The organism is Klebsiella sp. w6, from assembly GCF_033100215.1.
Classification (GTDB): Bacteria; Pseudomonadota; Gammaproteobacteria; order Enterobacterales; family Enterobacteriaceae; genus Klebsiella; species Klebsiella variicola.
The window spans coordinates 4,722,065-4,746,499 of the sequence record NZ_CP136907.1 but is presented as its reverse complement, the minus strand read 5'-3'; the positions used below and the strand labels follow the sequence as shown (position 1 = coordinate 4,746,499).

General features: G+C 58.3%; 23 protein-coding genes and 1 pseudogene. 16 read left to right on the top strand and 8 right to left on the bottom strand.

All coding sequences use genetic code 11. The features are described from left to right. Window positions 1-90: 90 nt before the first annotated feature. Complete coding sequence (rpsT, locus tag R0140_RS23200; RefSeq protein WP_002887965.1) at window positions 91-354, bottom strand: 30S ribosomal protein S20; 264 nt, start codon at window positions 352-354, stop codon at window positions 91-93. 116 nt (window positions 355-470) lie between these two features. Here rpsT and R0140_RS27840 point away from each other — a divergent pair. The 8 genes and pseudogenes from R0140_RS27840 to R0140_RS23165 form a co-directional block, all read left to right on the top strand. Continuing rightward, window positions 471-676: pseudogene (locus R0140_RS27840) on the top strand (DUF2575 domain-containing protein); the annotation flags it as partial. Between the two features lie 7 nt (window positions 677-683). After that, entirely contained in the window at window positions 684-1,622 is a 939-nt protein-coding gene (gene ribF, locus R0140_RS23195) for a bifunctional riboflavin kinase/FAD synthetase (RefSeq protein ID WP_008807494.1), read from the top strand. 43 nt (window positions 1,623-1,665) lie between these two features. Next, on the top strand, window positions 1,666-4,482 hold the full coding sequence (gene ileS / locus R0140_RS23190; RefSeq protein ID WP_032691334.1) for an isoleucine--tRNA ligase: 2,817 nt from the start codon (window positions 1,666-1,668) through the stop codon (window positions 4,480-4,482). Beyond that, the gene (lspA, locus tag R0140_RS23185; protein WP_008807492.1) at window positions 4,482-4,982 is read left to right on the top strand and encodes a signal peptidase II; all 501 of its coding nucleotides are present in this window, start codon (window positions 4,482-4,484) and stop codon (window positions 4,980-4,982) included. Before ileS ends, lspA begins: the two co-directional genes overlap by 1 nt. Window positions 4,983-5,099: 117 nt before the next feature. Further along, the gene (gene fkpB / locus R0140_RS23180) at window positions 5,100-5,549 is read left to right on the top strand and encodes an FKBP-type peptidyl-prolyl cis-trans isomerase (RefSeq protein ID WP_002887976.1); all 450 of its coding nucleotides are present in this window, start codon (window positions 5,100-5,102) and stop codon (window positions 5,547-5,549) included. Window position 5,550: 1 nt separating this feature from the next. Then, the gene (gene ispH / locus R0140_RS23175; protein WP_002887979.1) at window positions 5,551-6,501 is read left to right on the top strand and encodes a 4-hydroxy-3-methylbut-2-enyl diphosphate reductase; all 951 of its coding nucleotides are present in this window, start codon (window positions 5,551-5,553) and stop codon (window positions 6,499-6,501) included. Between the two features lie 67 nt (window positions 6,502-6,568). Beyond that, window positions 6,569-7,483 carry a ribonucleoside hydrolase RihC gene (rihC, locus tag R0140_RS23170; RefSeq protein ID WP_100781480.1) on the top strand — a complete coding sequence of 305 codons (915 nt, stop codon included), beginning with the start codon at window positions 6,569-6,571 and terminating at the stop codon, window positions 7,481-7,483. Window positions 7,484-7,513: 30 nt separating this feature from the next. After that, window positions 7,514-7,879, top strand: a complete 366-nt coding sequence (locus tag R0140_RS23165; RefSeq protein ID WP_016160277.1) for a DUF805 domain-containing protein — start codon at window positions 7,514-7,516, stop codon at window positions 7,877-7,879. Here the strand turns inward: R0140_RS23165 and R0140_RS23160 are convergent. Continuing rightward, the gene (locus tag R0140_RS23160; protein ID WP_072121937.1) at window positions 7,827-8,756 is read right to left on the bottom strand and encodes a LysR family transcriptional regulator; all 930 of its coding nucleotides are present in this window, start codon (window positions 8,754-8,756) and stop codon (window positions 7,827-7,829) included. The two genes, R0140_RS23165 and R0140_RS23160, sit on opposite strands and share 53 nt — an antisense overlap. 92 nt (window positions 8,757-8,848) lie before the next feature. Here R0140_RS23160 and R0140_RS23155 point away from each other — a divergent pair, with 92 nt between their 5' ends. Beyond that, a complete protein-coding gene (locus R0140_RS23155) occupies window positions 8,849-9,478 on the top strand; it encodes an alanyl-tRNA editing protein (protein ID WP_110197210.1) in 630 nt (209 codons plus the stop codon). A 5-nt stretch (window positions 9,479-9,483) separates the two neighbouring features. On the opposite strand, the gene R0140_RS23150 is transcribed toward R0140_RS23155, so the two are convergent. The 6 genes from R0140_RS23150 to citS all read right to left on the bottom strand — a co-directional run bounded on the left by R0140_RS23150 (window position 9,484) and on the right by citS (window position 16,830). Then, entirely contained in the window at window positions 9,484-10,188 is a 705-nt protein-coding gene (locus R0140_RS23150; RefSeq protein ID WP_023339573.1) for a citrate response regulator transcription factor CitB, read from the bottom strand. Then, window positions 10,181-11,809, bottom strand: a complete 1,629-nt coding sequence (locus R0140_RS23145; RefSeq protein ID WP_110197213.1) for a citrate sensor histidine kinase CitA — start codon at window positions 11,807-11,809, stop codon at window positions 10,181-10,183. The genes R0140_RS23150 and R0140_RS23145 overlap by 8 nt, the downstream gene beginning before the upstream one ends. A gap of 171 nt (window positions 11,810-11,980) precedes the next feature. After that, window positions 11,981-13,282: an oxalacetate decarboxylase subunit beta gene (locus R0140_RS23140; protein ID WP_110185335.1), complete on the bottom strand. Its 1,302-nt coding sequence runs from the start codon at window positions 13,280-13,282 to the stop codon at window positions 11,981-11,983. 15 nt (window positions 13,283-13,297) lie between these two features. Next, window positions 13,298-15,067: a sodium-extruding oxaloacetate decarboxylase subunit alpha gene (oadA, locus tag R0140_RS23135; protein WP_317703907.1), complete on the bottom strand. Its 1,770-nt coding sequence runs from the start codon at window positions 15,065-15,067 to the stop codon at window positions 13,298-13,300. Window positions 15,068-15,082: 15 nt separating this feature from the next. Further along, window positions 15,083-15,334 (bottom strand): oxaloacetate decarboxylase subunit gamma, encoded by a 252-nt coding sequence (locus tag R0140_RS23130; RefSeq protein WP_012540458.1) that lies wholly within the window; start codon window positions 15,332-15,334, stop codon window positions 15,083-15,085. Between the two features lie 155 nt (window positions 15,335-15,489). Then, window positions 15,490-16,830 (bottom strand): citrate/sodium symporter CitS, encoded by a 1,341-nt coding sequence (citS, locus tag R0140_RS23125; protein WP_048964838.1) that lies wholly within the window; start codon window positions 16,828-16,830, stop codon window positions 15,490-15,492. Between the two features lie 256 nt (window positions 16,831-17,086). On the opposite strand from citS, the gene citC reads away from it, so the two are divergent. The 7 genes from citC (at window position 17,087) to carA (ending at window position 24,425) form a co-directional block, all read left to right on the top strand. Further along, complete coding sequence (citC, locus tag R0140_RS23120; protein ID WP_040972889.1) at window positions 17,087-18,115, top strand: [citrate (pro-3S)-lyase] ligase; 1,029 nt, start codon at window positions 17,087-17,089, stop codon at window positions 18,113-18,115. Window positions 18,116-18,145: 30 nt separating this feature from the next. Beyond that, the gene (citD, locus tag R0140_RS23115) at window positions 18,146-18,439 is read left to right on the top strand and encodes a citrate lyase acyl carrier protein (protein ID WP_012542888.1); all 294 of its coding nucleotides are present in this window, start codon (window positions 18,146-18,148) and stop codon (window positions 18,437-18,439) included. After that, window positions 18,436-19,305, top strand: coding sequence for a citrate (pro-3S)-lyase subunit beta (gene citE, locus R0140_RS23110; RefSeq protein ID WP_012968960.1), 870 nt, complete (start codon window positions 18,436-18,438; stop codon window positions 19,303-19,305). The genes citD and citE overlap by 4 nt, the downstream gene beginning before the upstream one ends. A 10-nt stretch (window positions 19,306-19,315) precedes the next feature. Next, window positions 19,316-20,842, top strand: a complete 1,527-nt coding sequence (gene citF, locus R0140_RS23105; protein ID WP_023339578.1) for a citrate lyase subunit alpha — start codon at window positions 19,316-19,318, stop codon at window positions 20,840-20,842. An 18-nt stretch (window positions 20,843-20,860) separates the two neighbouring features. Continuing rightward, on the top strand, window positions 20,861-21,769 hold the full coding sequence (gene citG, locus R0140_RS23100) for a triphosphoribosyl-dephospho-CoA synthase CitG (RefSeq protein WP_317703906.1): 909 nt from the start codon (window positions 20,861-20,863) through the stop codon (window positions 21,767-21,769). A 228-nt stretch (window positions 21,770-21,997) separates the two neighbouring features. Then, a complete protein-coding gene (gene dapB / locus R0140_RS23095) occupies window positions 21,998-22,819 on the top strand; it encodes a 4-hydroxy-tetrahydrodipicolinate reductase (RefSeq protein WP_008807487.1) in 822 nt (273 codons plus the stop codon). Between the two features lie 457 nt (window positions 22,820-23,276). Then, complete coding sequence (gene carA / locus R0140_RS23090; protein ID WP_012542883.1) at window positions 23,277-24,425, top strand: glutamine-hydrolyzing carbamoyl-phosphate synthase small subunit; 1,149 nt, start codon at window positions 23,277-23,279, stop codon at window positions 24,423-24,425. The last annotated feature ends 10 nt before the right edge of the window (window positions 24,426-24,435 follow it).

Below are 24,435 nucleotides of genomic sequence, written 5' to 3'. Positions count from 1 at the left end.
CCGCGCCAGCGCGCGTTAGCGGGGGAAGATGGCGGGCATAAAAAAACCCGCTTTCGCGGGTTTCTTTAACAAAGTTCAGCAAGCAGGCGATTAAGCCAGTTTGTTGATCTGTGCAGTCAGGTTTGCTTTATGACGCGCAGCTTTGTTTTTGTGGATCAGACCTTTAGCAGCCTGACGGTCCACGATTGGTTGCATTTCGTTAAATGCTTTCTGTGCAGCAGCTTTGTCGCCAGCTTCGATAGCTGCGTATACTTTCTTGATGAAAGTACGCATCATAGAGCGACGGCTTGCGTTGTGCTTGCGAGCCTTTTCAGACTGAACGGCGCGCTTCTTAGCTGATTTGATATTAGCCAAGGTCCAACTCCCAAATGTGTTCTATATGGACAATTCAAAGGCCGAGGAATATGCCCGTTTAGCCTTCTTTTGTCAATGGATTTGTGCAAATAAGCGCCGTTTAACACCACAGCGCTTCATTACGTAGTGATGGCGCAAGATTCTACCAGCTTGTTGCAGGCGAATACAGCTTTTCCACCATAAAAATCGCCGGGCGCGGCCAGTTTTCCCGCTTTCTCGCGCTGAGTGAATGAATTCCTGAGAACTTTCGTTGCCGAGGTGCAATCGCTGGTTAACGTTGACAGTTGTACAAGGTATACTCGGACGATTTTCACTGTTTTGAGCCAGACATGAAGCTGATACGCGGCATACATAATCTCAGTCAGGCCCCGCACGGGTGCGTGCTGACCATTGGTAATTTTGACGGCGTGCATCGTGGGCATCAGGCACTGCTGCAGCGCTTGCGCGAAGAGGGCCGCCAGCGCGGTTTACCGGTGGTGGTGATGATTTTCGAACCCCAGCCGCTGGAGCTCTTTGCCGCCGATAAAGCCCCGGCGCGGTTGACCCGCCTGCGTGAAAAGCTGGGCTATCTGGCTGAAAGCGGGGTCGACTATGTGCTGTGCGTTCGCTTTGACCGCCGTTTCGCCGCGCTGACGGCGCAGGATTTTATCAGCGAACTGCTGGTGCGCCGCCTGGGTGTGCAGTTCCTTGCCGTCGGTGATGATTTCCGCTTTGGCGCTGGTCGCCAGGGGGATTTCTTGTTATTACAAAAGGCCGGAGCGGAATACGGCTTCGACGTGACCAGCACCCAGACTTTCTGCGAAGGTGGGGTGCGTATCAGCAGTACGGCGGTGCGTCAGGCGCTGGCGGATGACGATCTCCTGCTGGCGGAGACGCTGCTGGGCCATCCGTTTAGCATCTCCGGACGCGTCGTTCATGGTGATGAACTGGGCCGTACCATAGGTTTTCCGACGGCGAACTTACCGCTGCGTCGTCAGGTTTCCCCGGTTAAAGGGGTCTATGCGGTAGAAGTGACAGGGCTGGGCGACAAACCCATAGCGGGCGTCGCCAATATTGGCACCCGTCCAACGGTCGCGGGCGTGCGTCAGCAGCTTGAAGTACATCTGTTGGACGTTGTAATGGACCTCTACGGTCGCCATATCAATGTAGTACTGCGTAAAAAGATACGTAACGAGCAGCGGTTTGCGTCGCTGGACGAGCTGAAGGCGCAAATCGCACGTGATGAGTTAACGGCCCGCGAATTATTTGGGCTGACCAGCCAGGCCTGAGCCGCTGGTGTTTATCAAACCGAAATACGGAACCGAGAATCTGATGAGTGACTATAAATCGACCCTGAATTTGCCGGAAACAGGGTTCCCTATGCGTGGCGACCTCGCCAAACGCGAACCGGGAATGCTGGCGCGTTGGACCGATGATGACCTGTACGGCATCATTCGTGCAGCCAAAAAAGGCAAAAAAACCTTCATTCTGCATGATGGCCCTCCTTATGCGAATGGCAGCATTCATATTGGTCACTCGGTTAACAAGATTCTGAAAGACATTATCGTTAAGTCCAAAGGACTGACGGGCTATGACTCGCCGTACGTTCCGGGCTGGGACTGCCACGGTCTGCCGATCGAACTGAAAGTCGAGCAACAATACGGCAAGCCGGGTGAGAAATTCACCGCCGCAGAATTCCGCGCCAAGTGCCGCGAATATGCCGCGGAGCAGATCGACGGTCAGCGTAAAGACTTTATCCGCCTGGGCGTGCTGGGCGACTGGTCGCGTCCGTACCTGACCATGGACTTCAAAACCGAAGCCAACATTATCCGTGCGCTGGGTAAAATCATCGGCAACGGTCATCTGCATAAAGGCGCTAAGCCGGTGCACTGGTGCGTTGACTGCCGTTCCGCGCTGGCGGAAGCGGAAGTGGAGTATTACGACAAAACCTCTCCGTCTATCGATGTGGCGTTCCACGCGGTAGACAAAGCCGCGGTACTGGCGAAATTCGGCGTAGCCGACGTCAACGGCCCGGTTTCCCTGGTTATCTGGACCACCACGCCATGGACCCTGCCGGCTAACCGTGCCATCTCTCTGTCGCCGGAATTCGACTACGCGCTGGTGCAGGTTGACGGTCAGGCGCTGATCCTGGCGAAAGACCTGGTTGAGAGCGTAATGAAGCGCGTTGGCGTTACGGATTACCGTATCCTGGCGGCGGTACAAGGTTCAGAACTTGAACTGATGCGCTTCCAGCATCCGTTCCTCGATTTCGACGTGCCGGCGATCCTTGGCGACCACGTGACGCTGGACGCGGGTACCGGCGCGGTGCATACCGCCGGCGGCCACGGTCCGGACGACTACACCATCAGCCAGAAATACGGTCTGGAAATCGCCAACCCGGTTGGCCCGGACGGTGCTTACCTGCCTGGTACCTATCCGTCTCTGGATGGCATCAACGTCTTCAAAGCCAACGACATCATCGTTGAGATGCTGCGTGACAGCGGCGCGCTGCTGCACGTGGAAAAAATGCAGCACAGCTATCCGTGCTGCTGGCGACACAAATCGCCGATCATCTTCCGCGCCACCCCGCAGTGGTTCGTCAGCATGGATCAGAAAGGCCTGCGCGCGCAATCGCTGAAAGAGATCAAAGGCGTGCAGTGGATCCCGGACTGGGGCCAGGCGCGTATCGAATCGATGGTCGCTAACCGCCCTGACTGGTGTATCTCCCGTCAGCGTACCTGGGGCGTGCCGATGTCGCTGTTCGTGCACAAAGAAACCCACGAACTGCACCCGCGTACCCTCGAACTGATGGAAGAAGTGGCGAAACGCGTTGAAGTTGACGGCATCCAGGCGTGGTGGGATCTCGATTCCCGCGACATCCTTGGCGATGACGCCGACAGCTACGAGAAAGTGCCGGATACCCTCGACGTGTGGTTTGACTCCGGGTCGACCCACTCTTCCGTGGTTGATGTGCGTCCGGAATTCGCCGGTCACGCCGCGGACATGTATCTGGAAGGCTCTGACCAGCATCGCGGCTGGTTCATGTCTTCACTGATGATCTCCACGGCGATGAAAGGCAAAGCGCCATATCGCCAGGTACTGACCCACGGCTTCACCGTCGATGGCCAGGGCCGCAAAATGTCCAAGTCTATCGGTAACACCGTTAGCCCGCAGGACGTGATGAACAAGCTGGGCGCCGATATCCTGCGTCTGTGGGTGGCTTCCACCGACTACACCGGCGAAATGGCGGTCTCCGATGAGATCCTCAAACGCGCCGCGGACAGCTATCGTCGTATCCGTAACACCGCGCGCTTCCTGCTGGCGAACCTGAACGGTTTCGATCCAGCGAAAGACATGGTTAAACCGGAAGAGATGGTGGTGCTGGACCGCTGGGCAGTCGGCTGCGCGCAGGCGGCACAGGAAGATATCCTGAAAGCCTACGAATCCTACGACTTCCATGAAGTGGTACAGCGCCTGATGCGCTTCTGCTCCATCGAAATGGGCTCGTTCTACCTCGACATCATCAAAGACCGCCAGTACACCGCGAAAGCGGACAGCGTGGCGCGTCGCAGCTGCCAGACCGCGCTGTTCCATATCGTGGAAGCGCTGGTGCGCTGGATGGCGCCGATCATGTCCTTCACCGCGGACGAAATCTGGGGCTACCTGCCGGGCGATCGTGAGAAATATGTCTTCACCGGCGAGTGGTATGAAGGTCTGTTCGGCCTGGCCGACGATGAAGCGATGAACGACGGTTTCTGGGATGAATTGCTCAAGGTGCGCGGCGAAGTCAACAAGGTGATCGAGCAAGCGCGTGCGGATAAGAAAGTCGGTGGCTCTCTGGAAGCAGCGGTCACGCTGTATGCCGATGCCGACCTGGCGGCCAAGCTCAACGCGCTGGGCGATGAATTACGATTTGTCCTGTTGACCTCCGGCGCCAACGTTGCCGATTATGCGCAGGCGCCGGCTGATGCCTGGCAGAGCGATCTGCTGAAAGGGCTGAAAGTGGTCCTGAGTAAAGCCGAGGGCGAGAAGTGCCCACGCTGCTGGCATTACACCAGTGACGTCGGCAAGGTAGCGGAACACGCAGAAATCTGCGGTCGCTGTGTGAGCAACGTCGCCGGTAACGGCGAGCAACGTAAATTCGCCTGATGAGTAAATCGATCTGTTCAACGGGGCTACGCTGGCTGTGGGTCGTCGTAGCCGTGCTGATTATCGATCTGGGTAGCAAATTCCTGATCCTCCAGAACTTCGCTCTGGGGGAGACGGTTCCGCTGTTCCCGTCGCTTAATCTGCATTATGCCCGCAACTATGGCGCGGCGTTTAGTTTCCTCGCCGACAGCGGCGGCTGGCAGCGCTGGTTCTTTTCCGGGATCGCGATCGGCATTTGTGTGGTGCTGACGGTACTGATGTACCGTTCGAAGGCGACGCAAAAGCTGAACAATATTGCCTACGCCCTGATTATCGGCGGTGCGCTGGGTAACTTGTTCGATCGCCTGTGGCACGGCTTCGTGGTCGATATGATCGACTTCTACGTCGGCGACTGGCATTTCGCCACCTTCAACCTCGCCGATAGTGCGATCTGCATCGGCGCAGCGCTGATTGTGCTGGAAGGTTTCTTGCCGAAACCGACCGCGAAAGAGCAGGCGTAAATGTCAATGCCGGGTGGCGCTACGCTTACCCGGCCTACAGAATTTGTGGCCGCCCGTCGGTCCGGTTAGCATAGCGCCACCGGGCAACCGGTGACCTAAAACAAGCGAGCAATTTGCATGTCTAAATCCGTACAGAGCAACAGCGCGGTACTGGTGCACTTCACACTGAAACTGGACGACGGCTCCACCGCCGAGTCCACCCGCAGCAACGGCAAACCGGCGCTGTTTCGCCTCGGCGACACCTCTCTGTCTGAAGGGCTGGAGCAACAGCTTCTCGGTCTGAAAGAGGGGGAGAAAAAGGCCTTTTCGCTGGAGCCTGACGCCGCCTTTGGCGTACCCAGCCCGGACCTGATTCAGTATTTCTCTCGCCGTGAGTTTATCGACGCTGGCGAACCGGAAATCGGCGCGATTATGCTCTTTACCGCAATGGATGGCAGCGAAATGCCTGGCGTGATCCGCGAAGTGAACGGCGATTCCATCACCGTCGACTTCAACCATCCGCTGGCCGGGCGCACCGTTCATTTTGATATTGAAGTGCTGGAGATCGATCCGGCGCTGGAGGAGTAACATGCAGATCCTGTTGGCTAACCCGCGCGGTTTTTGCGCTGGCGTTGACCGCGCTATCAGCATTGTAGAAAACGCGCTGACGCTGTATGGCGCACCGATTTATGTTCGCCATGAAGTGGTGCACAACCGCTATGTGGTGGATAGCCTGCGCAAGCGCGGCGCCATTTTTATCGAACAGATCAGCGAAGTGCCTGACGGCGCGATCCTGATTTTCTCCGCTCACGGCGTATCGCAGGCGGTACGGAATGAAGCGAAGAGCCGCGACCTGACGGTGTTCGACGCCACCTGTCCGCTGGTGACCAAAGTCCATATGGAAGTCGCCCGCGCCAGCCGCCGCGGCGAAGAGTCGATTCTGATTGGCCATGCCGGCCACCCGGAAGTCGAAGGCACTATGGGGCAGTACAATAACCCGCAAGGGGGCATGTACCTGGTCGAGTCGCCGGAAGACGTTCTCAAGCTGGAAGTCAAAAACGACGCCCGGCTGTCGTTTATGACCCAGACCACGCTCTCCGTCGACGATACGTCTGACGTTATTGACGCCCTGCGCGCGCGTTTCCCGAAAATCGTCGGCCCGCGCAAAGACGACATTTGCTATGCCACCACTAACCGTCAGGAAGCCGTGCGCGCGCTGGCGGAGCAGGCTGACGTGGTGCTGGTGGTCGGGTCGAAAAACTCCTCCAACTCTAACCGCCTCGCCGAGCTGGCGCAGCGGATGGGCAAAGCGGCTTACCTGATTGACGACGCCTCCGATATCCAGGAAGCGTGGGTCAAGGATGCGGCCTGTGTCGGCGTGACGGCGGGCGCATCGGCGCCGGATATTCTGGTGCAGAACGTCATTACCCGCCTGCAGGAGCTGGGCGGCGGCGAAGCCGTGCCACTGGAAGGCCGGGAAGAGAATATCGTCTTTGAAGTGCCGAAAGAGCTGCGTGTGGATGTCCGTGAAGTAGAGTAAGTTCTTTCCTCCAGCAGTATGAGAAGATGCCAGACTTAACGTCTGGCATTTTTTTTAGGGAGAAACCATGCGCTTACCGATCATTCTTGATACTGACCCGGGCATCGACGATGCTGCCGCCATTGCCGCGGCGCTGTTCGCGCCCGAGCTGGAGCTGCAACTGATGACCACCGTGGCGGGCAACGTTTCGGTGGAGAAGACGACCCGTAACGCGCTGCAGCTGCTGCACTTCTGGAATGCCGATGTGCCGCTGGCGCAAGGGGCGTCGATGCCGCTGGTGCGTCCGTTGCGCGACGCCGCCTCGGTGCATGGCGAATCCGGCATGGAGGGGTATGACTTTGTTGAGCATCAACGTCAGCCGCTGGCGAAGCCGGCCTTCCAGGCGATCCGCGATGCATTGATGCACGCTGCCGAGCCGATTACTCTGGTGGCGATTGGCCCGCTGACCAATATAGCGCTGCTGCTGACCCAGTACCCGGAATGCGTGTTCAATATTCGCCGGCTGGTGATCATGGGCGGCTCGGCGGGGCGCGGCAACTTCACGCCGAATGCGGAATTCAATATTGCTATCGACCCGGAAGCCGCCGCGAAAGTCTTCCACAGCGGGCTGGAGATTGTCATGTGCGGGCTGGACGTCACCAACCGGGCGCTGCTGACGGCAGATTACCTGGCGACGCTACCGACGCTGAACCAGACCGGTAAAATGCTTTATGCTCTGTTTAGCCACTATCGCAGCGGCAGCATGAGCAGTGGTTTGCGAATGCACGATCTCTGCGCTATTGCGTGGCTGGCGCGCCCGGAACTGTTCACTCTCCAGCCGTGTTTTGTGGCGGTGGAGACGCAGGGGACCTGGACCGCCGGCACCACGGTGGTGGATATCGAAGGGCGACTGGGTCAGCCGGCGAACGCCCAGGTGGCGCTGGATATCGACGTCGAAGGGTTTCAGCGCTGGGCGGCGGAGGTGATTGCCCTGGCGCCGTGATAAATCACTCGATTTTCAAGGAAAGAAGCAATGACCTATGGACAGGCGTATTTGAGCGGCTGGAAAGAGACCTTTAATTTTAGTGGCCGCGCCAGCCGGCAGCAGTTCTGGACGTTTTTTCTCATCAATGTATTGATCGCCACCATGCCGCTGGCGGCCTGGTGTCTGGCAACCAGCGTTAACCCTCAATACGGTATCCTCAGTTTTGTTGTCATTCCCTTTGCCGCGCTCTGGCTGCTGCTGATGGCGCTCCCCTTGCTGGCTGTTGGCTGCCGGCGAATGCATGATATCGGCCGCTCCGGGATCTGGTTTGTGTTGGGGGTTATCATTCCGTGGTTTGCAATTATTTCGCTGGCTCTGTGCTGCCTGCGTTCAACGCCGGCACCGTCTCGCTGAGATAATCAATCATCACCCGCATCCTGGCGGGCATATGCTTATCTCCCGCCCACAGCAGCCACAGGTCGCCGGAGTAGCTGCTGATGAATTCCCACTCGGGCAGCACCTGCACGATATCGCCCTTCGCCAGCGCCTCGCGAGCGGTAAACAGCGGCAGGCTGCCAATGCCCAGATGCTGCTTAACCGCGTCGAGGCGTACGGCGGTATGGTTGGCGGCGTACCGCCCGTAGGTTTGCACTGTTTCGCTTTTCCCTTCCCGGCGGAACTTCCAGCGCGCGTCGGCGGGCGTTTCGCCAAGACTAATGCAGCAATGCGCGCGCAGATCCTGCGGCATATACGGCGTACCGTGCTGCTGTAAATAGGGCTCAGTGGCGCAGATAACGTGCCTGATTGGCATCAGCGGTTTGCCATGCAGACCAGGGGAAGGGGTATCGGTGATGCGCAGCGCCAAATCAATACCGTCATCGATAAAATCCAGAGGGCGATCTTCCAGCCGCAGGCAGACGTCCACCTGCGGGTAGCGATGGAAAAACGCCATCATCAGCGGGTGGATCACAAAGCGGCCGACGGCTTTCGGTACGCTGAGCGTCAGCTTTCCCTGAGCGACCGTTTGGCGACTGCTGGCGGAATCTATCGCCTGCCGCGCCGCTTCCAGCATCTGCTGGGCATGCTGATACACTGTTTCCCCGGCATCGCTCAGTCGCAGCTTGCGGGTGGTACGATGCAGCAGCTTGCTGCCCATCTCCCGCTCCAGCCGCGACACGCTGCGGCTCACGGCGGAGGGCGTCAGTCCGCTCTGGCGGGCGACGGCGGAAAAGCTGCCCTGGTCGACTATCTGGATGAAGAGGGCGAGGTCCGGCAGGAGGTTCAGATTCATTTGTGCTCCCGAAGCAAAAGTGCATTGGCGGGTGATGGGATTATCGCTGTCGATATTATCAATATACTGGTCGGACAGAGAGGAGAATCACCATGACTGAACGAGTTTATTACACCAGCGATGCTACCGACGGGCGCGCCCAGATCACCGCCTGCACTACAGAAGCGGATGGCCGTTACGCCATCGAACTGGATCGGACGCTGTTTCACCCGCAAGGAGGCGGTCAACCGGCAGACCGCGGCTGGATAGCCGGGCAGGTGGTTGAGACGGTTATTGTGCGCGGCGACAGCGTGCTGCATATCCTGTCGCAACCGCTTCCCCTCGGTGACGTGGAGATGAAAATTGATGCCTCCGCGAGACAGCTGCATGCCCGTCTGCATTCTGCCGGCCACCTGCTTGGCCTGGCGGGCGAACAGCTTGGCTGGCAACCGGTGAAAGCGCACCACTGGCCCGGCGAAGGGCGGATAACCTTTACCAGCAGGAACAATGCCGCGCTGCCGGACGCCAGTGCGCTACTGGCGCCGGTGAAGGCCTGGCAGGCGCAGGACTTACCGCGTCAGGTGACGTTCGCTGATGGCTTGCGCCAGGTGGGCTTCGGCGAACTGCCCGCTTATCCCTGCGGTGGCACCCACGTCGCCCGTCTGGCGGAGCTGGGCGACGTCGTCGTCAGCCAGCTTAAAATGAAGAAGGGGCAGCTGGTGGTCAGCTACACCCTGGCGTAAGCGTTTTATCTCTGCTCAGGATAGGCCTGCTTGCCGTGATAAATGCGCTCCGGTCGGCCGACCTTGCCGTAGCTGATTTCCGCTTCCAGAAAGTCGTTCTTCACCCCTTGTTCCAGATAACGGCGGGCGGTGGTTTTGCTGCTGCCGAGGATACGGGCCAGCGAGTCGGCGGTATGTACCACCGACGGGTCGGCAAACAGCTGGAGCACGCGCTGAAAGGTGCTTTCATCGATCCCGCGCAGTGGTGCGCTGGCGGGTTCCGTTTGCTCCCGGGCCTGAATATTAAACAGCGCGTCGACATGGATCTGGCTGGCCTGTTCGCTGGATCGCAGCGAGCTACGATAGCGGGCAAAGCGCTCCAGTGTGTGCTGCAGGCGCTGATAGTGCACCGGCTTAATCAGGTAATCGAACACCCCAAGACGCAGCGCTTCGCTAATGGTATCCATATGATTATCTGCGGTAATAAAGATAATCCGTCCCTTGTAATGCGTACTGACAGCATGGCGGATCAGATCGATACCTTTGCCGTCGGGTAAAAAATTATCCAGCAGGATCAGCTGCGGTTGATACAGTCTGAGCTGTTTCCTGGCGCTCTCAAGCTTATCCGCAATACCAATGACGTCGAACTGGGGAAACTGTTTAATGTTATCCACCAGGATCTCCGCCAGCATAGGTTCGTCTTCAACGATAAGAGTAGTGATGCTATCCATGATGTTCTTCTCGGGTCAGGGGGATATAAAGCGTAAAGATGGTGCCAAAAGGAATATTATTTTCGACGACAATACTGCCGCCTGCCTGTTCCACATAGCTGCGTACCAGCCAGAGTCCGATACCATGATCTTTGCTGGCGCTGCTGGTGACGCCGCGCTCGAAGATCCGATCGCGCAGCGTCTCGTCAATGCCGCATCCCTGGTCGGCGATCTCAATGATCACTTCGTGACCGTCGCTGTTGAGCAGGCATTCTATCTGCCTTGACCCCTGCGGCTGACGCAGGCTGGCATTGTAGGCGTTATCAAGCAGATTCCCCACGATCGAGATCCATTCATTGTGAGAAAGGGCGGTGGGTAATCTGTCAACGAAGCAGGCCGGATCGAATACCAGCTCCAGACCGAGCTCTTTGGCCCGGTAATACTTGCCGATCAACAGTCCGGCCAGATGGTTATCCTGGAAATTCCGCGCGATAAAATCGATCACCTTCTGGTGACTTTCCGACTGCTGTTGGATCAGATCCAGCGCATGATCGTAGCGTTTAAGAAACAGCAGGCCAGCGATAGTAGAGATCAGATTGCGATGCTCATGCTGCACGGCGCGCAGGTTATCCGCATACTGTTGCACCTGGCTAAGCTGCAGGCTAAGGGTGTTGATATCGTCTTTGCTGCGAAAGCTGATCACCCAACCCTGTGGCTCATTGTTTAAGATCACCGCCATCCGGCTGGCGATCACTTTGATCTGATTGAAGGTGACGATTTCGTCTTTTTTATTGGCCTGTGGCGCATCGTAGAAAAAGGTCTCCTGCGAGATAACGTTGTTGATCCCTTTGCCGATAAGCGTGGTTTCCGGTTGGCTCAAATTGAGCAGGCGGCGGGCAGTCTGATTAATCGCAGTGATTTTATAACCGGAGTCGATGGCGATAAGCCCTTCGAACACCGATTCAAACAGCACGCTTTGCTGGATCAACAGCTGTGACAGCTGCTGGGGTTCCATATTGAGCATCTGCTTTTTGATATGCAGTGAGAAGCGGCGGGCGCAATAGAGCAGGAGCAGTAACATGATGGCCATCGGGATCAGCAGCGAGCTTATCTGCAGGCTGAGCCAGTTCTCCAGTTGCTCGATGGTATAGCCTACCGACACAATGCCGATCACTTTGCCGGTCGCGTCCTGAATCGGCGATTTACCACGCAACGAGGATCCCAGCGAGCCTTTGCGCACTGACACGTAGCTTTTGGCGTTTATCAATGCCTCATCACTATCGCCGCCCTCCATCGATTTGCCGATTTCATCAGGATTGACGTGATAGAGGCGCTGGCCGCTGGCATCACCGACGGTGATGTAGGTGGCGTCGGAGAACGAACGCATGGGGTCGATAAGGGCTTTGATTCTGGCGAGGTCGCGTTTCTGTACCGCCTCCACCAGCTCCGGCATCGCCGAAATCTGCATCGCCTGAATCAGCGCCCGTTGCCCGACCTGATAATGCAGACGCTCCTCGGTAATGTCTGTCAGATACCATGACATCGCCAGCATGACGGTAGTCGAGGTAAATAAGATCAGCAGGAAGATGCGATTCTGAAACGATCGCCGGGCAAACCAGTGGGTGATTTTTCGGGTATACATTGGGTAGATAGACATTAAATTGTTATTCTCCCCGTTTTGCGCCCCCGGCGCCGACAGGTGGAGCACAGAACAGAAAATTTCAGACATGTACCCGGCCCCGTCATGCCAGGAGTGGGTATCAAATCAGCCCGGAGGCGGGGCGACAGCCACACCTCCGGGAAGAACGCTGGCCTACATCGCCAGCACGTACTTGAGCATCACCCCGGCGGCGATCGCCGAGCCGATCACCCCGGCCACGTTCGGGCCCATGGCGTGCATCAGCAGGAAGTTCTGCCCGTCCGCTTCCAGACCCACTTTGTTCGACACCCGCGCCGCCATCGGCACCGCCGACACCCCCGCCGAGCCGATCAGCGGGTTGATTTTGTGCCGGCTGAACACGTTCATCAGCTTCGCCATCAGCACCCCGGCCGCGGTGCCCACGCAGAAGGCGATCACCCCCAGCACCAGGATCCCCAGCGTCTGCGGCTGCAGGAACTTGTCCGCCACCAGCTTGGCCCCCACCGACAGCCCGAGGAAGATGGTCACGATGTTGATCAGCGCGTTCTGCACCGTATCGCTCAGCCGCTCCACCACGCCGCTCTCGCGCATCAGGTTGCCGAAGCAGAACATCCCCAGCAGCGGCGCGGCGTCCGGCAGCAGGAGCGCCACCAGCAGCAACAGCTCCGCCGGGAAGAGGATCTTCTCCCGCTTACTTACCGTGCGCAGCTGCACCATGCGAATTTTCCGCTCCCTGTCGCTGGTCAGCGCCTTCATGATCGGCGGCTGGATCAGCGGCACCAGCGCCATATAGGAGTAGGCCGCCACCGCGATGGCCCCCAGCAGCTCCGGTGCCAGCTTGCCCGACAGGTAAATCGCCGTCGGGCCGTCGGCGCCGCCGATGATGCCGATGGCCGCCGCCTGCGGCAGGGTGAAGCTGATGATGCCGAAGTAGTTCAGCGTCAGCGCCCCGAGCACGGTGGCGAAGATCCCGAACTGCGCCGCCGCCCCCAGCAGCAGGGTGCGCGGGTTGGCCAGCAGCGGGCCGAAATCGGTCATTGCCCCAACGCCCATAAAGATGACCAGCGGCGCAATGCCTGAGCCAATCGCCACCTTATAGAAGATGGCCAGCACCCCGGCGGAGTAGCCCATGTCCACCGCGAGGCTCTCCATCTGCCCCTGCACCGACGGCAGGGCCAGCGCCAGCGCCTCCTTAATGGCGTGGACGTCCGGCGCGCAGTGGAGCTTCGCGGCAATCACCGCCAGCTGCGCCGGGTCGTGGTGGGCCAGCAGGCTCTCCAGGGCGGTGAGCGCCAGCCCGGCCTCCGGGATGTTCGACAGCAGGCCGCCGAAGCCAATCGGCAGCAGCAGTAACGGCTCGAACTTCTTCGCAATCGCCAGCCACAGCAGCAGCAGGCTGACCAGCAGCATGATGGCCTGGCCGGCGCCGAGGTGCATCAGCCCCATGCCCTGAATCAGGGCGTTCAGACTTTCCATTTCCGCTCCTCGTCCTTACGCCAGCTGCAGCAGAGTGTCGCCGACCGCCACCGCGTCGCCGGCTTTCACCGCGATACCGCGTACGGTCCCGGCCTGCGCGGCGCGGATTTCGGTTTCCATCTTCATGGCTTCCAGAATCAGCAGCACCTCGCCTTCGGACACCGTCTGGCCTTCCGCGGCCAGCACCTTCCAGATAGTGCCCGCCAGCGGGGCGGTCACCGGGATGCCGGCGCCGGCCGGAGCCGGGGCGGCAGCAGGCGCAGCGGCCACCGGCGCGGCGCTGAGCTGGCTGACGTCGCCGCCGTCGCTGACTTTGACCACAAAGGCTTTGCCTTCCACCTCCACGGTGTAGATACCGGAGGCGGCTGGTTTTTCTGCTTTTGCCAGCGGCTGCGCGGCTTCCGCCTGCGGTACCGGCTCAAAGGCTGCCGGGTTGTGGCGGTTTTCGAGGAACTTCAGGCCGGGCTGCGGGAACAGGGCCACGGTGAGCACGTCGTCGATGGCGTTTTCGGCAAGGGTGATGCCTTTCTCCTGCGCCTGGCGTCTGACGTCGGCTTCCAGCTGCGCCAGCTCCGGCTTCAGCAGGTCGGCCGGGCGGCAGGTGATGGCCTCTGCCCCCTCGAGCACCCGCGCCTGCAGGGCGGCGTTCACCGGCGCCGGGGTGCGGCCGTACTCACCCTTCAGGATACCGGCGGTCTCCTTCGCGATGGTTTTGTAGCGCTCGCCGGTCAGGACGTTGAGCACCGCCTGGGTGCCGACAATCTGCGAGGTCGGGGTGACCAGCGGGATGAAGCCGAGGTCCTCGCGCACGCGGGGGATTTCCGCCAGCACCAGGTCGAGTTTGTCCGCGGCATTCTGCTGCTTCAGCTGGCTTTCGAGGTTGGTGAGCATCCCGCCCGGGACCTGGGCGACGAGGATGCGGCTGTCGGTGCCCTTCAGCTGGCCTTCAAAGGCGTGGTACTTCTTACGCACCTCGCGGAAGTAGGTCGCGATGCTCTCCAGCTTGTGGATATCCAGCCCGGTGTCATATTGCGTGCCGGCGAGGGTGGCGACCAGCGCCTCGGTGGCCGGGTGGCCGTAGGTGGCGCTCATTGAGGAGATGGCGGTGTCGACGCCGTCGACCCCGGCTTCAATGGCCTTCAGCAGCGCCATCTCCGCCATCCCGGTGGTGGCATGACAGTGCAGGTGCAGGGTGACGTCGTAGCGTTTTTTGATTTCGCTGACCAGCGCAAAGGCGGCATGCGGGGTGAGGATACCGGACATGTCCTTGATGGCGACGGAGTCAACGCCGGTCTCCAGCAGCTGTTCGGTGAGGTCGAGCCAGGTCTGCAGGGTGTGGGCCGGGCTGGTGGTGTACGAAAGCGTGCCCTGGGCGTGGGCGCCGTGGCGGCGGACCGCCTGCAGGGCGGCCTGCATGTTGCGCGGGTCGTTCATGGCGTCGAAGACGCGGAAGACGTCCATGCCGTTTTTGACGGCGCGCTCCACGAAGCGCTCCACCACGTCGTCGGCGTAGTGGCGGTAGCCGAGCAGGTTCTGGCCGCGGAGCAGCATCTGCAGCGGGGTCTTCGGCATCGCCTTTTTCAGCTCGCGCAGGCGGACCCACGGGTCCTCGCCGAGGAAGCGGATGCAGGCGTCAAAGGTGGCGCCGCCCCAGCACTCCAGCGAGCGGTAGCCGACGTCATCCAGCTGAGCGGCGACGGGGAGCATATCGTCGAGACGCAGACGGGTGGCGAACAGGGACTGGTGGGCGTCGCGCAGGACGACATCGGTAATGGCAACGGTCATAAATTCCTCCGTGAATTAAGGGTGAAGACGGCGATGGTGGTGAATGGCGGCGACAATCGCCGGCTTTAAGCGGGCGAAGTCGTCGGCGGGCGCGACGGCGGCCGGGGCCGGTTTGGGGGCGGCAGGCGGCTCGGGAAACAGGCGGTTGACGGCGAGGGACATTCCCCGGATGGCGAAAATGAGCAGCAGCAGGAACACCAGCACAAAGCCCATGCCGAGAAACATCAGGGTGAAGCCTTCGCCTAACAGGACGGCATTGTCAGTCATTGGTACATCTCACATAGGGGCACGATGACGCGCTGTCTGACAAGGTTTCTGGCGTTTCCGGCTAAGGAGCAGGGTGGATTTCCCTCTGCCGCTCCCGGCATAGGACCCTGATACGTTCTTCACCTGTCAGTTCAACGTGCCATCGTGCAAATGGGTTAAACCATCATGCCGAACACGATGCTGGCGATGACCAACACAATACCCCCGCCCAAACGGGAGGAGATTTGCGCATAAGAGATAAGGTTCATACGGTTACAAGCAGAGAGAACTTCCAGGTCGCCGGAGCCGCCGCGGTTGGCCATACACAGGCCCGCCGTGATCGCCGATTCAATTGGGAAGAAGCCCATCAGCCAGCCGCCGATCGCCGCGCCGAGCACTGCGCCGATAACAATTACGGCGGCGATAACAACGTTATAGACAGTAATGGCATTGATGATTTCCTGCAGGTCGGTGTAGCAGACGCCGACGCCGACCATCAGTACCCACAGCAACTGTTTAGAGAAGAAATCAGACAGACGCTTGGCGCCGGCTTTGATTTCTGGTGAGCACAGGCCGGAGGCGTTTAGCGCCGCAACGATCAATACCATCCACGCGAAGTAGTGAATCGAAACGCCGCCAATGCTGGGCAGGATTTTCTTGGCGACGACGTAGGCCAGCAGGAAACAGGTAGTGGACAGCACCAGGCCGACGGCGGTTTCACGATGGGTGATTTGTCCCGCTTTTTCATCGTCTTCCACTTTGAATGAGGCTTTACGAACCAGTTCGCCTTCGCCGCTCAGCCAGGTGTGCTTTTTACCGATGATATCGAGTATCGCGGCAAAGACGATGGCGAAGATGTTGGCGATGGTCAGGATAGCGATGGCAGTAGAGTAATATTCTTCGCGAGAACGACCAGTGACGGAGTGGTAAATCTCCGACAGGGGGACTGCGCCCGCGCCGTTGCCGCCACCCATGATCGGCAGGACGTACAGCATCATGATGCGATCCACTGGAATCCCGAACACCAGACCGATAGCGATGCCGAAAATCGACGCGCCGACAATGCCCATCAGGATGGTTGGAATATAGCCGAGCAGTGATTTCAGCAGCAGGCGGCGGTTTACCGACAGGATTGCACCGGTGATTAATACCGCGATAAATAAGTTAAGGAAGTTACTTTTATCCATCACGTTGCTGATAGCATCTATCTCTTTCTGCGTGAAAATACCGGCATAGACGAAATAAGCCGCCACCAGGAAAATCATCACCGGAGCGCCACCGATATATTTATTGAATATTGGCAGGCGCTTACCAATTTCGCCGAACAAGGCGCCGATAATAAACATGATGGCGAAACCGCCGACAATGTCGGTGGGTAAAGCGTTATAGAAATGTGAAAGTAATAGTGTAATTAACGCAAACGCGTAAAGAGGTAGCGGCATGCCGAAGATTTTAAATCCCAGCAGGTCGCTAACGCCCTTCTTCTCCGTTGCCGGAGCCTGACTCATGTTAGTCATAAACGTTATCCTGTTTATCGATGAAGTATTAAGACCGGCGCATAGTAATAAATAGCCCCAGGGGTAAGGTGTGATTACCTTCACTGAATACTCGTGTTTTTTATTAATTTAATTGGTTTTATGATTCTGAATTAATTAACAACATAAAAACCATAAAGCCAATTAAGCCACGAGAAAAACTGTGACTTAAATACAAGAATCCATAGCCGAACGCTGGCGAAATACAGTTCGTTTTGAAATGACGAAGCGCTAAAAAATGACACTGATATTAAAACGCGTTCAGCTATTAAAAGATAAACCGCGGCGAGAGGCGATCGATCGGTTTCTCCGCCAGCATCAACTGTCGTTAGAGGCCGACTGCGAAATGGCGATTATCGCCGAGTATCAGCAGCGGCTGGTCGGCTGCGGTGCTATCGCCGGCAATGTGCTGAAATGCATCGCCATCGATCCCTCGCTGCAGGGGGAGGGGCTGAGCCTTAAATTACTGACCGAGCTCCTGACGCTGGCCTATGAGCTGGGGCGCAGCGAGCTGTTTTTATTCACTAAACCCAGTAACGCTGCGCTATTTTCCGGGGCAGGCTTCTGGCCAATTGCCCAGGCGGGCGATCGCGCCGTATTAATGGAAAACAGCCGCGAACGGCTGACGCGCTATTGCCGACAGCTGGCGATGTACCGTCAGCCGGGGCGCAAAATCGGCGCCATTGTGATGAATGCCAATCCGTTTACCCTCGGCCACCGTTGGCTGGTGGAGCAGGCGGCACGCCAGTGCGACTGGTTACATCTGTTTGTCGTGAAGGAAGATGCCTCCTGCTTTTCCTATCACGATCGCTTTACGCTTATCGAAAAAGGTATCGCCGGCATCGACAAAGTGACGCTGCATCCCGGTTCGGCATACCTCATCTCGCGGGCGACGTTTCCCGGCTACTTCCTCAAAGAACAGGGCGTGGTCGATGACTGCCACAGCCAGATTGACCTGCAGATATTCCGTGAACGCCTGGCCCCGGCGCTGCAGATAACCCATCGCTTTGTCGGCACCGAGCCGCTGTGTTCGCTGACCCGTAGCTACAACCAGCGCATGAAGGCGTTGCTGGAAGCGCCCGGTGACGCGCCGCCTGTTGAAGTTGTGGAGCTGGCGCGCATCGAAAAAAACGGCGGGCCGATATCCGCTTCCCGCGTGCGCGAGCTGTACCGACAGCGCAACTGGCAAGCCGTCGCGGCGCTGGTGCCGCCGGGCACCCTCTCTTTTCTGATGCAACTGGCGGAGAGCGAACATCAAACCGCCTGATTTATACGCCCTAACTAAGGATTTTCCCCTATGGAAATGAAGATTGACGCCCTGGCCGGCACGCTGGAGTCCAGCGATGTGATGGTCAGGATTGGACCGGCGGCGCAGCCGGGCATTCAGCTGGAAATCGACAGCATTGTGAAACAACAGTTTGGCGCTGCGATTGAGCAGGTGGTCAGAGAAACGCTGGCGCAGCTTGGCGTGAAGCAGGCCAACGTGGTGGTCGATGATAAAGGCGCCCTGGAGTGCGTACTGCGCGCCCGCGTACAGGCTGCGGCGCTGCGCGCGGCGCAACAGTCTCAATTGCAATGGAGCCAATTATGAAACCACGTCGCAGTATGCTGTTCATCCCTGGCGCCAATGCCGCCATGTTAAGCACGTCATTCGTCTACGGCGCTGATGCGGTGATGTTCGACCTGGAAGATGCCGTTTCGCTGCGCGAGAAAGATACCGCTCGTCTGCTGGTGTATCAGGCGCTGCAGCATCCTCTGTATCAGGATATCGAAACCGTGGTGCGCATTAACCCGCTGAATACGCCGTTTGGTCTGGCTGATCTTGAAGCGGTGGTACGCGCGGGCGTGGATATGGTGCGTCTGCCGAAAACCGACAGCAAAGAAGATATCCATGAACTGGAAGCGCACGTTGAGCGGATTGAACGCGAATGCGGCCGGGAAGTGGGCAGCACCAAGCTCATGGCGGCCATCGAGTCGGCGCTGGGCGTGGTGAACGCGGTGGAGATCGCCCGCGCCAGTCCGCGTCTGGCGGCGATCGCGCTGGCGGCTTTCGATTACGTTATGGATATGGGCACTTCTCGCGGCGACGGCACTGAACTGTTCTATGCCCGCTGTGCGGTACTGCATGCCGCGCGCGTTGCCGGCATCGCCGCCTATGACGTGGTGTGGTCGGATATCAACAACGAAGAGGGGTTCCTCGCGGAAGCGAATCTGGCGAAAAACCTCGGCTTCAACGGCAAATCGCTGGTCAACCCACGACAAATTGAACTCCTGCATCAGGTCTATGCCCCGACGCGCAAAGAGGTCGACCATGCGCTGGAGGTGATTGCCGCCGCGGAAGAGGCAGAGTCGCGCGGTCTGGGCGTGGTGTCGCTCAACGGCAAGATGATCGATGGACCGATTATCGACCACGCTCGCAAAGTGGTGGCGCTCTCGGCTTCCGGTATTCGTGATTAAGGGGAACAAGATGAAAGAGACAGTAGCAATGCTTAATCAGCAGTACGTGATGCCGGAAGGACTGACCCCTTATGCGGGCGTGACGGCGAAAAGTCCGTGGCTGGCCAGTGAAACAGAAAAGCGCCAGCGTAAAATCTGCGACTCGCTGGAAACGGCAATCCGTCGCTCCGGCCTGCAAAACGGCATGACCATTTCGTTCCACCACGCGTTTCGCGGCGGTGACAAAGTGGTCAACATGGTCATGGCAACGCTGGCGGAAATGGGCTTTCGCGATCTGACCCTGGCATCCAGTTCGCTGATCGACGCCCACTGGCCGCTGATCGAGCATATTAAAAATGGCGTGATCCGCCAGATCTACACCTCCGGTCTGCGCGGCAAGCTGGGCGAGGAGATCTCCGCCGGCCTGATGGAAAACCCGGTGCAGATCCACTCCCACGGCGGTCGCGTACAGCTGATCCAAAGCGGCGAACTGTCGATTGATGTGGCGTTTCTCGGCGTCCCTTGCTGCGATGAGTTTGGCAATGCCAACGGCTTTAGCGGTAAGTCGCGCTGCGGTTCGCTGGGCTATGCGCGCGTTGATGCGGAACATGCCAAATGCGTGGTGCTGTTGACCGAAGCGTGGGTGGATTACCCAAACTATCCGGCCAGCATTGCCCAGGATCAGGTGGATCTGATCGTCCAGGTGGACGAAGTCGGCGATCCGCAAAAAATCACCGCTGGCGCGATCCGTCTGACCAGCAACCCGCGCGAACTGCTGATTGCCCGCCAGGCGGCGAAGGTGGTCGAGCATTCCGGTTACTTTAAAGACGGTTTCTCGCTGCAGACCGGCACCGGCGGCGCCTCGCTGGCTGTCAGCCGCTTCCTCGAAGACAAAATGCGCCGTAACGGCATCACCGCCAGCTTCGGCCTCGGCGGCATCACCGGCACGATGGTCGATCTGCACGAAAAGGGGCTGATCAAAACGCTACTCGATACCCAGTCGTTCGATGGCGACGCCGCGCGTTCGCTGGCGCAGAACCCGAACCACGTCGAGATCTCCACCAATCAGTATGCCAGCCCAGGCTCTAAAGGCGCCTCCTGCGAGCGCTTAAACGTGGTAATGCTCAGCGCGCTGGAAATCGATACCGACTTTAACGTCAACGTGATGACCGGCTCTAACGGCGTGCTGCGCGGCGCATCCGGCGGACATAGCGATACCGCCGCCGGCGCGGATCTGACCATCATTACCGCGCCGTTAGTTCGCGGGCGAATTCCCTGCGTCGTGGAAAAAGTGCTGACCCGCGTGACGCCGGGAGCCAGCGTGGATGTGCTGGTCACTGACCACGGCATAGCGGTCAACCCGGCACGTCAGGACCTGATCGACAATTTGCGCAGCGCAGGCATTCCGCTGATGACCATTGAGGAGCTGCAGCAGCGTGCGGAACTGCTAACCGGCAAGCCGCAGCCGATCGAATTTACCGATCGGGTGGTGGCGGTGGTGCGCTATCGCGACGGTTCGGTCATCGATGTGATTCGTCAGGTGAAAAACAGCGACTAAACGCAGAGGGGAAAGGCCATGAGCGACGTGTTAATTAATCCGGCGCGTGTGCGGCGCGTGAAGCCACTGAGTGCCGAAGAGGTGGTCAGCGCGGTAGAGCGCGCGCTGTTGACCGAAGTTCGCCTGACCCCTAAGCCCGGGTTGGTGGATATTCGTAACGCTGGCGCGCACCGGGATATGGATCTGGCCTCGTTTGAGGCCAGCACCGCGGTGGTGGCGCCATGGATGGAGAAATTTTTCATCATGGGCCACGATACTGCGGCGGTCGCGCCGGAGCAGGTATTGATGATGCTGCGCCCGGTAGGGATGGCCTGTGAGAACGATATGCTGGAGGCCACCGGCGGGGTGAATACCCATCGCGGGGCGATCTTCGCTTTTGGCCTGCTCAGCGCGGCGGCGGGCAGGCTGGTGTCGAAAGGTGAGCCGATAGAGCAGCACCGGCTTTGCGATCAGGTGGCGCGCTTCTGTCGCGGCATGGTTATGCAGGAATTGTCTTCTGCTGGCGGGGAACGGCTTAGTAAAGGCGAGGCTCATTTTCTGCGTTATGGTCTCCCCGGGGCCCGCGGCGAGGCGGAGAGCGGTTTCCTGACGGTGCGTACCCAGGCCTTGCCAGTCTTTACCCGCATGATGGAAGAGACCGGCGACAGCAATCTGGCGCTGCTGCAAACCCTGCTGCATCTGATGGCGTGGAATGATGACACCAACCTGGTCTCGCGCGGCGGGCTTGCCGGGCTGAACTTTGTCCAGCAGGAGGCGCAGCGACTGCTGTGGCAGGGCGGCGTGCTGGCGGACGGCGGGCTGGAGGCGCTGCGCCAGTTTGACGATGAGCTGATTGCCCGCCATCTCAGCCCCGGCGGCAGCGCCGATCTGCTGGCGGTGGCCTGGTTTTTATCCACGTTTCTCGCCGGCGCGCTTTTCCCGCTGTAACCCACTGCAACACCGCCTTCGCCCGCACTGTACGGGCGAAGGCGCCATCATTAGCCTTCCCGGTTGTCACTACGTAAACATGGAATTGCGGCACAATCGTATAGTTTTTACTGATATCGTCCGCCGTTTGTCATAAATTTCTAATTATCGGCGTTTTTGAGTAGCGGCCCGCTGACGGGCTGGTTACTCTGAAAACAATTTACGTAATGTTAACAAAAGAGAATAGCTATGCATGATGCACAAATCCGCGTGGCCATCGCCGGCGCGGGCGGCCGGATGGGACGCCAGTTAATTCAGGCTGCATTGCAGATGGAAGGCGTGGCGCTGGGCGCGGCGCTGGAGCGCGAAGGGTCAAGCCTGGTGGGCAGCGACGCTGGGGAGCTGGCGGGCGCCGGCAAAGCGGGCGTCGCGGTGCAGAGCAGCCTGACGGCGGTAAAAGATGATTTCGACGTGTTGATCGATTTTACCCGCCCGGAAGGCACGCTGAACCATCTGGCGTTTTGCCGCGAGCATGGCAAAGGGATGGTCATCGGCACCACCGGTTTTGACGACGCTGGCAAGCAGGCGATTCGCGACGCCGCGCAGGAGATTGCCATTGTCTTCGCCGCTAACTTTAGCGTCGGCGTCAACGTCCTGTTAAAGCTGCTGGAGAAGGCGGCAAAGGTGATGGGCGACTACACCGACATCGAAATTATCGAAGCGCACCACCGGCATAAAGTGGATGCGCCGTCAGGCACCGCGCTGGCGATGGGCGAAGCGATCGCCGGAGCATTGAACAAAGATCTGAAGGAATGCGCCGTCTACAGTCGTGAAGGTCATACCGGCGAACGCGTTCCGGGCACCATTGGCTTCGCCACTGTCCGTGCGGGCGATATCGTCGGGGAGCATACGGCGATGTTTGCTGATATCGGTGAGCGTATTGAAATCACCCATAAAGCCTCCAGCCGGATGACCTTTGCTAATGGCGCGGTTCGCTCTGCATTATGGCTGAAAGACAAGAAAAATGGTCTGTTTGACATGCGTGATGTGCTGGATTTGAACAGTTTATAACGATTATTACCCATCGTGATGTGGTTATTGCAATCAATAAGTTATTGATGCAAGGGGCAATATATTGTTGCCCTTTTTTATTTTTATGGGTTTGGTGTGTGTTTTACGTTGTGATAGCTATAAATAATAATATTCATGTTGTTTTTGGTGAATGAAATGTAAATTTTGACCATTTGGTCCACTTTTTAGCGCTTCGTCGCCAGGTTTTACACTCTTTCCCGTCCGCAAGCGTTTTCTCAGCCAGGTTTGTTGATCTTTTTGGCGTAAAAATCACATGTTATGCGCCAGTGGCGTAAAATGACATTAAAAATCTCCGCTTTAAGTTGACTTTTATCCGACATCTCTCCAGAATGCCGCCGTTTGCCAAAAATCTGCGGGCAACAGATTTGCATTGATTCAGATCGTGTTTATGAATTAATATGCAAATAAAGTGAGTGGATATTCTCTGGAGGGTGTTTTGATTAAGTCAGCGCTATTGGTTCTGGAAGACGGAACCCAGTTTCACGGTCGGGCCATCGGGGCAACCGGCACGGCGGTTGGGGAAGTCGTTTTCAATACTTCAATGACCGGTTATCAAGAAATCCTCACTGATCCTTCCTATTCCCGCCAAATCGTCACTCTTACTTATCCTCATATTGGTAATGTCGGCACCAACGCCGCCGATGAAGAATCTTCTCAGGTACACGCGCAGGGTCTGGTGATCCGCGATCTGCCGCTGATTGCCAGCAACTTCCGCAATACTGAAGATCTTTCTTCTTATCTGAAGCGCCATAACATCGTGGCGATTGCCGATATCGATACCCGCAAGCTGACGCGTCTGCTGCGTGAGAAAGGGGCGCAGAACGGCTGCATCATCGCGGGCGACAGCCCGGATGCTCAGCTGGCGCTGGAGAAAGCGAAAGCGTTCCCGGGTCTGAACGGCATGGATCTGGCGAAGGAAGTGACCACCGCAGAAACCTACAGCTGGACGCAGGGCAGCTGGACTCTGGCGGGCGACCTGCCGGAAGCGAAAGCGGAAAGCGAGCTGCCGTTCCACGTTGTGGCGTATGACTTCGGCGCGAAACGCAACATCCTGCGCATGCTGGTGGACCGCGGCTGCCGCCTGACGGTGGTGCCGGCGCAGACCTCTGCCGAAGACGTGCTGAAAATGAATCCGGACGGTATTTTCCTCTCTAACGGCCCAGGCGACCCGGCGCCGTGCGATTACGCTATCGACGCGATTGAAAAATTCCTTGAGACCGATATTCCGGTATTCGGTATCTGCCTTGGCCATCAGCTGCTGGCGCTGGCGAGTGGTGCGAAGACCATTAAGATGAAGTTCGGCCACCACGGCGGCAACCATCCGGTGAAAGATATTGATAATAATGTGGTGATGATCACCGCGCAGAACCATGGTTTTGCGGTTGACGAAGCCACCTTGCCGGCCAACCTGCGCGTGACCCACAAGTCGCTGTTCGACGGCACCCTGCAGGGCATTCATCGTACCGACAAACCGGCGTTTAGCTTCCAGGGGCACCCTGAAGCGAGCCCGGGGCCGCATGATGCCGCGCCGCTGTTCGACCACTTTATCGAGTTAATTGAGCTCTACCGTCAGTCCGCGAAATAATCAGGAGTAA

Bases quoted from the DNA above. Each gene is read 5' to 3' on its own strand.
- rihC (WP_100781480.1), top strand. From the start codon at position 6,569: ATGCGCTTACCGATCATTCTTGATACTGACCCGGGCATCGACGATGCT.
- ribF (WP_008807494.1), top strand. From the start codon at position 684: ATGAAGCTGATACGCGGCATACATAATCTCAGTCAGGCCCCGCACGGG.
- R0140_RS23165 (WP_016160277.1), top strand. From the start codon at position 7,514: ATGACCTATGGACAGGCGTATTTGAGCGGCTGGAAAGAGACCTTTAAT.
- citF (WP_023339578.1), top strand. From the start codon at position 19,316: ATGAAAGAGACAGTAGCAATGCTTAATCAGCAGTACGTGATGCCGGAA.
- citE (WP_012968960.1), top strand. From the start codon at position 18,436: ATGAAACCACGTCGCAGTATGCTGTTCATCCCTGGCGCCAATGCCGCC.
- fkpB (WP_002887976.1), top strand. From the start codon at position 5,100: ATGTCTAAATCCGTACAGAGCAACAGCGCGGTACTGGTGCACTTCACA.
- lspA (WP_008807492.1), top strand. From the start codon at position 4,482: ATGAGTAAATCGATCTGTTCAACGGGGCTACGCTGGCTGTGGGTCGTC.
- ispH (WP_002887979.1), top strand. From the start codon at position 5,551: ATGCAGATCCTGTTGGCTAACCCGCGCGGTTTTTGCGCTGGCGTTGAC.
- oadA (WP_317703907.1), bottom strand. From the start codon at position 15,067: ATGACCGTTGCCATTACCGATGTCGTCCTGCGCGACGCCCACCAGTCC.
- R0140_RS23160 (WP_072121937.1), bottom strand. From the start codon at position 8,756: ATGAATCTGAACCTCCTGCCGGACCTCGCCCTCTTCATCCAGATAGTC.
- R0140_RS23140 (WP_110185335.1), bottom strand. From the start codon at position 13,282: ATGGAAAGTCTGAACGCCCTGATTCAGGGCATGGGGCTGATGCACCTC.
- ileS (WP_032691334.1), top strand. From the start codon at position 1,666: ATGAGTGACTATAAATCGACCCTGAATTTGCCGGAAACAGGGTTCCCT.
- R0140_RS23145 (WP_110197213.1), bottom strand. From the start codon at position 11,809: ATGTATACCCGAAAAATCACCCACTGGTTTGCCCGGCGATCGTTTCAG.
- citG (WP_317703906.1), top strand. From the start codon at position 20,861: ATGAGCGACGTGTTAATTAATCCGGCGCGTGTGCGGCGCGTGAAGCCA.
- dapB (WP_008807487.1), top strand. From the start codon at position 21,998: ATGCATGATGCACAAATCCGCGTGGCCATCGCCGGCGCGGGCGGCCGG.
- R0140_RS23130 (WP_012540458.1), bottom strand. From the start codon at position 15,334: ATGACTGACAATGCCGTCCTGTTAGGCGAAGGCTTCACCCTGATGTTT.
- citS (WP_048964838.1), bottom strand. From the start codon at position 16,830: ATGACTAACATGAGTCAGGCTCCGGCAACGGAGAAGAAGGGCGTTAGC.
- R0140_RS23155 (WP_110197210.1), top strand. From the start codon at position 8,849: ATGACTGAACGAGTTTATTACACCAGCGATGCTACCGACGGGCGCGCC.
- R0140_RS23150 (WP_023339573.1), bottom strand. From the start codon at position 10,188: ATGGATAGCATCACTACTCTTATCGTTGAAGACGAACCTATGCTGGCG.
- citD (WP_012542888.1), top strand. From the start codon at position 18,146: ATGGAAATGAAGATTGACGCCCTGGCCGGCACGCTGGAGTCCAGCGAT.
- citC (WP_040972889.1), top strand. From the start codon at position 17,087: ATGACACTGATATTAAAACGCGTTCAGCTATTAAAAGATAAACCGCGG.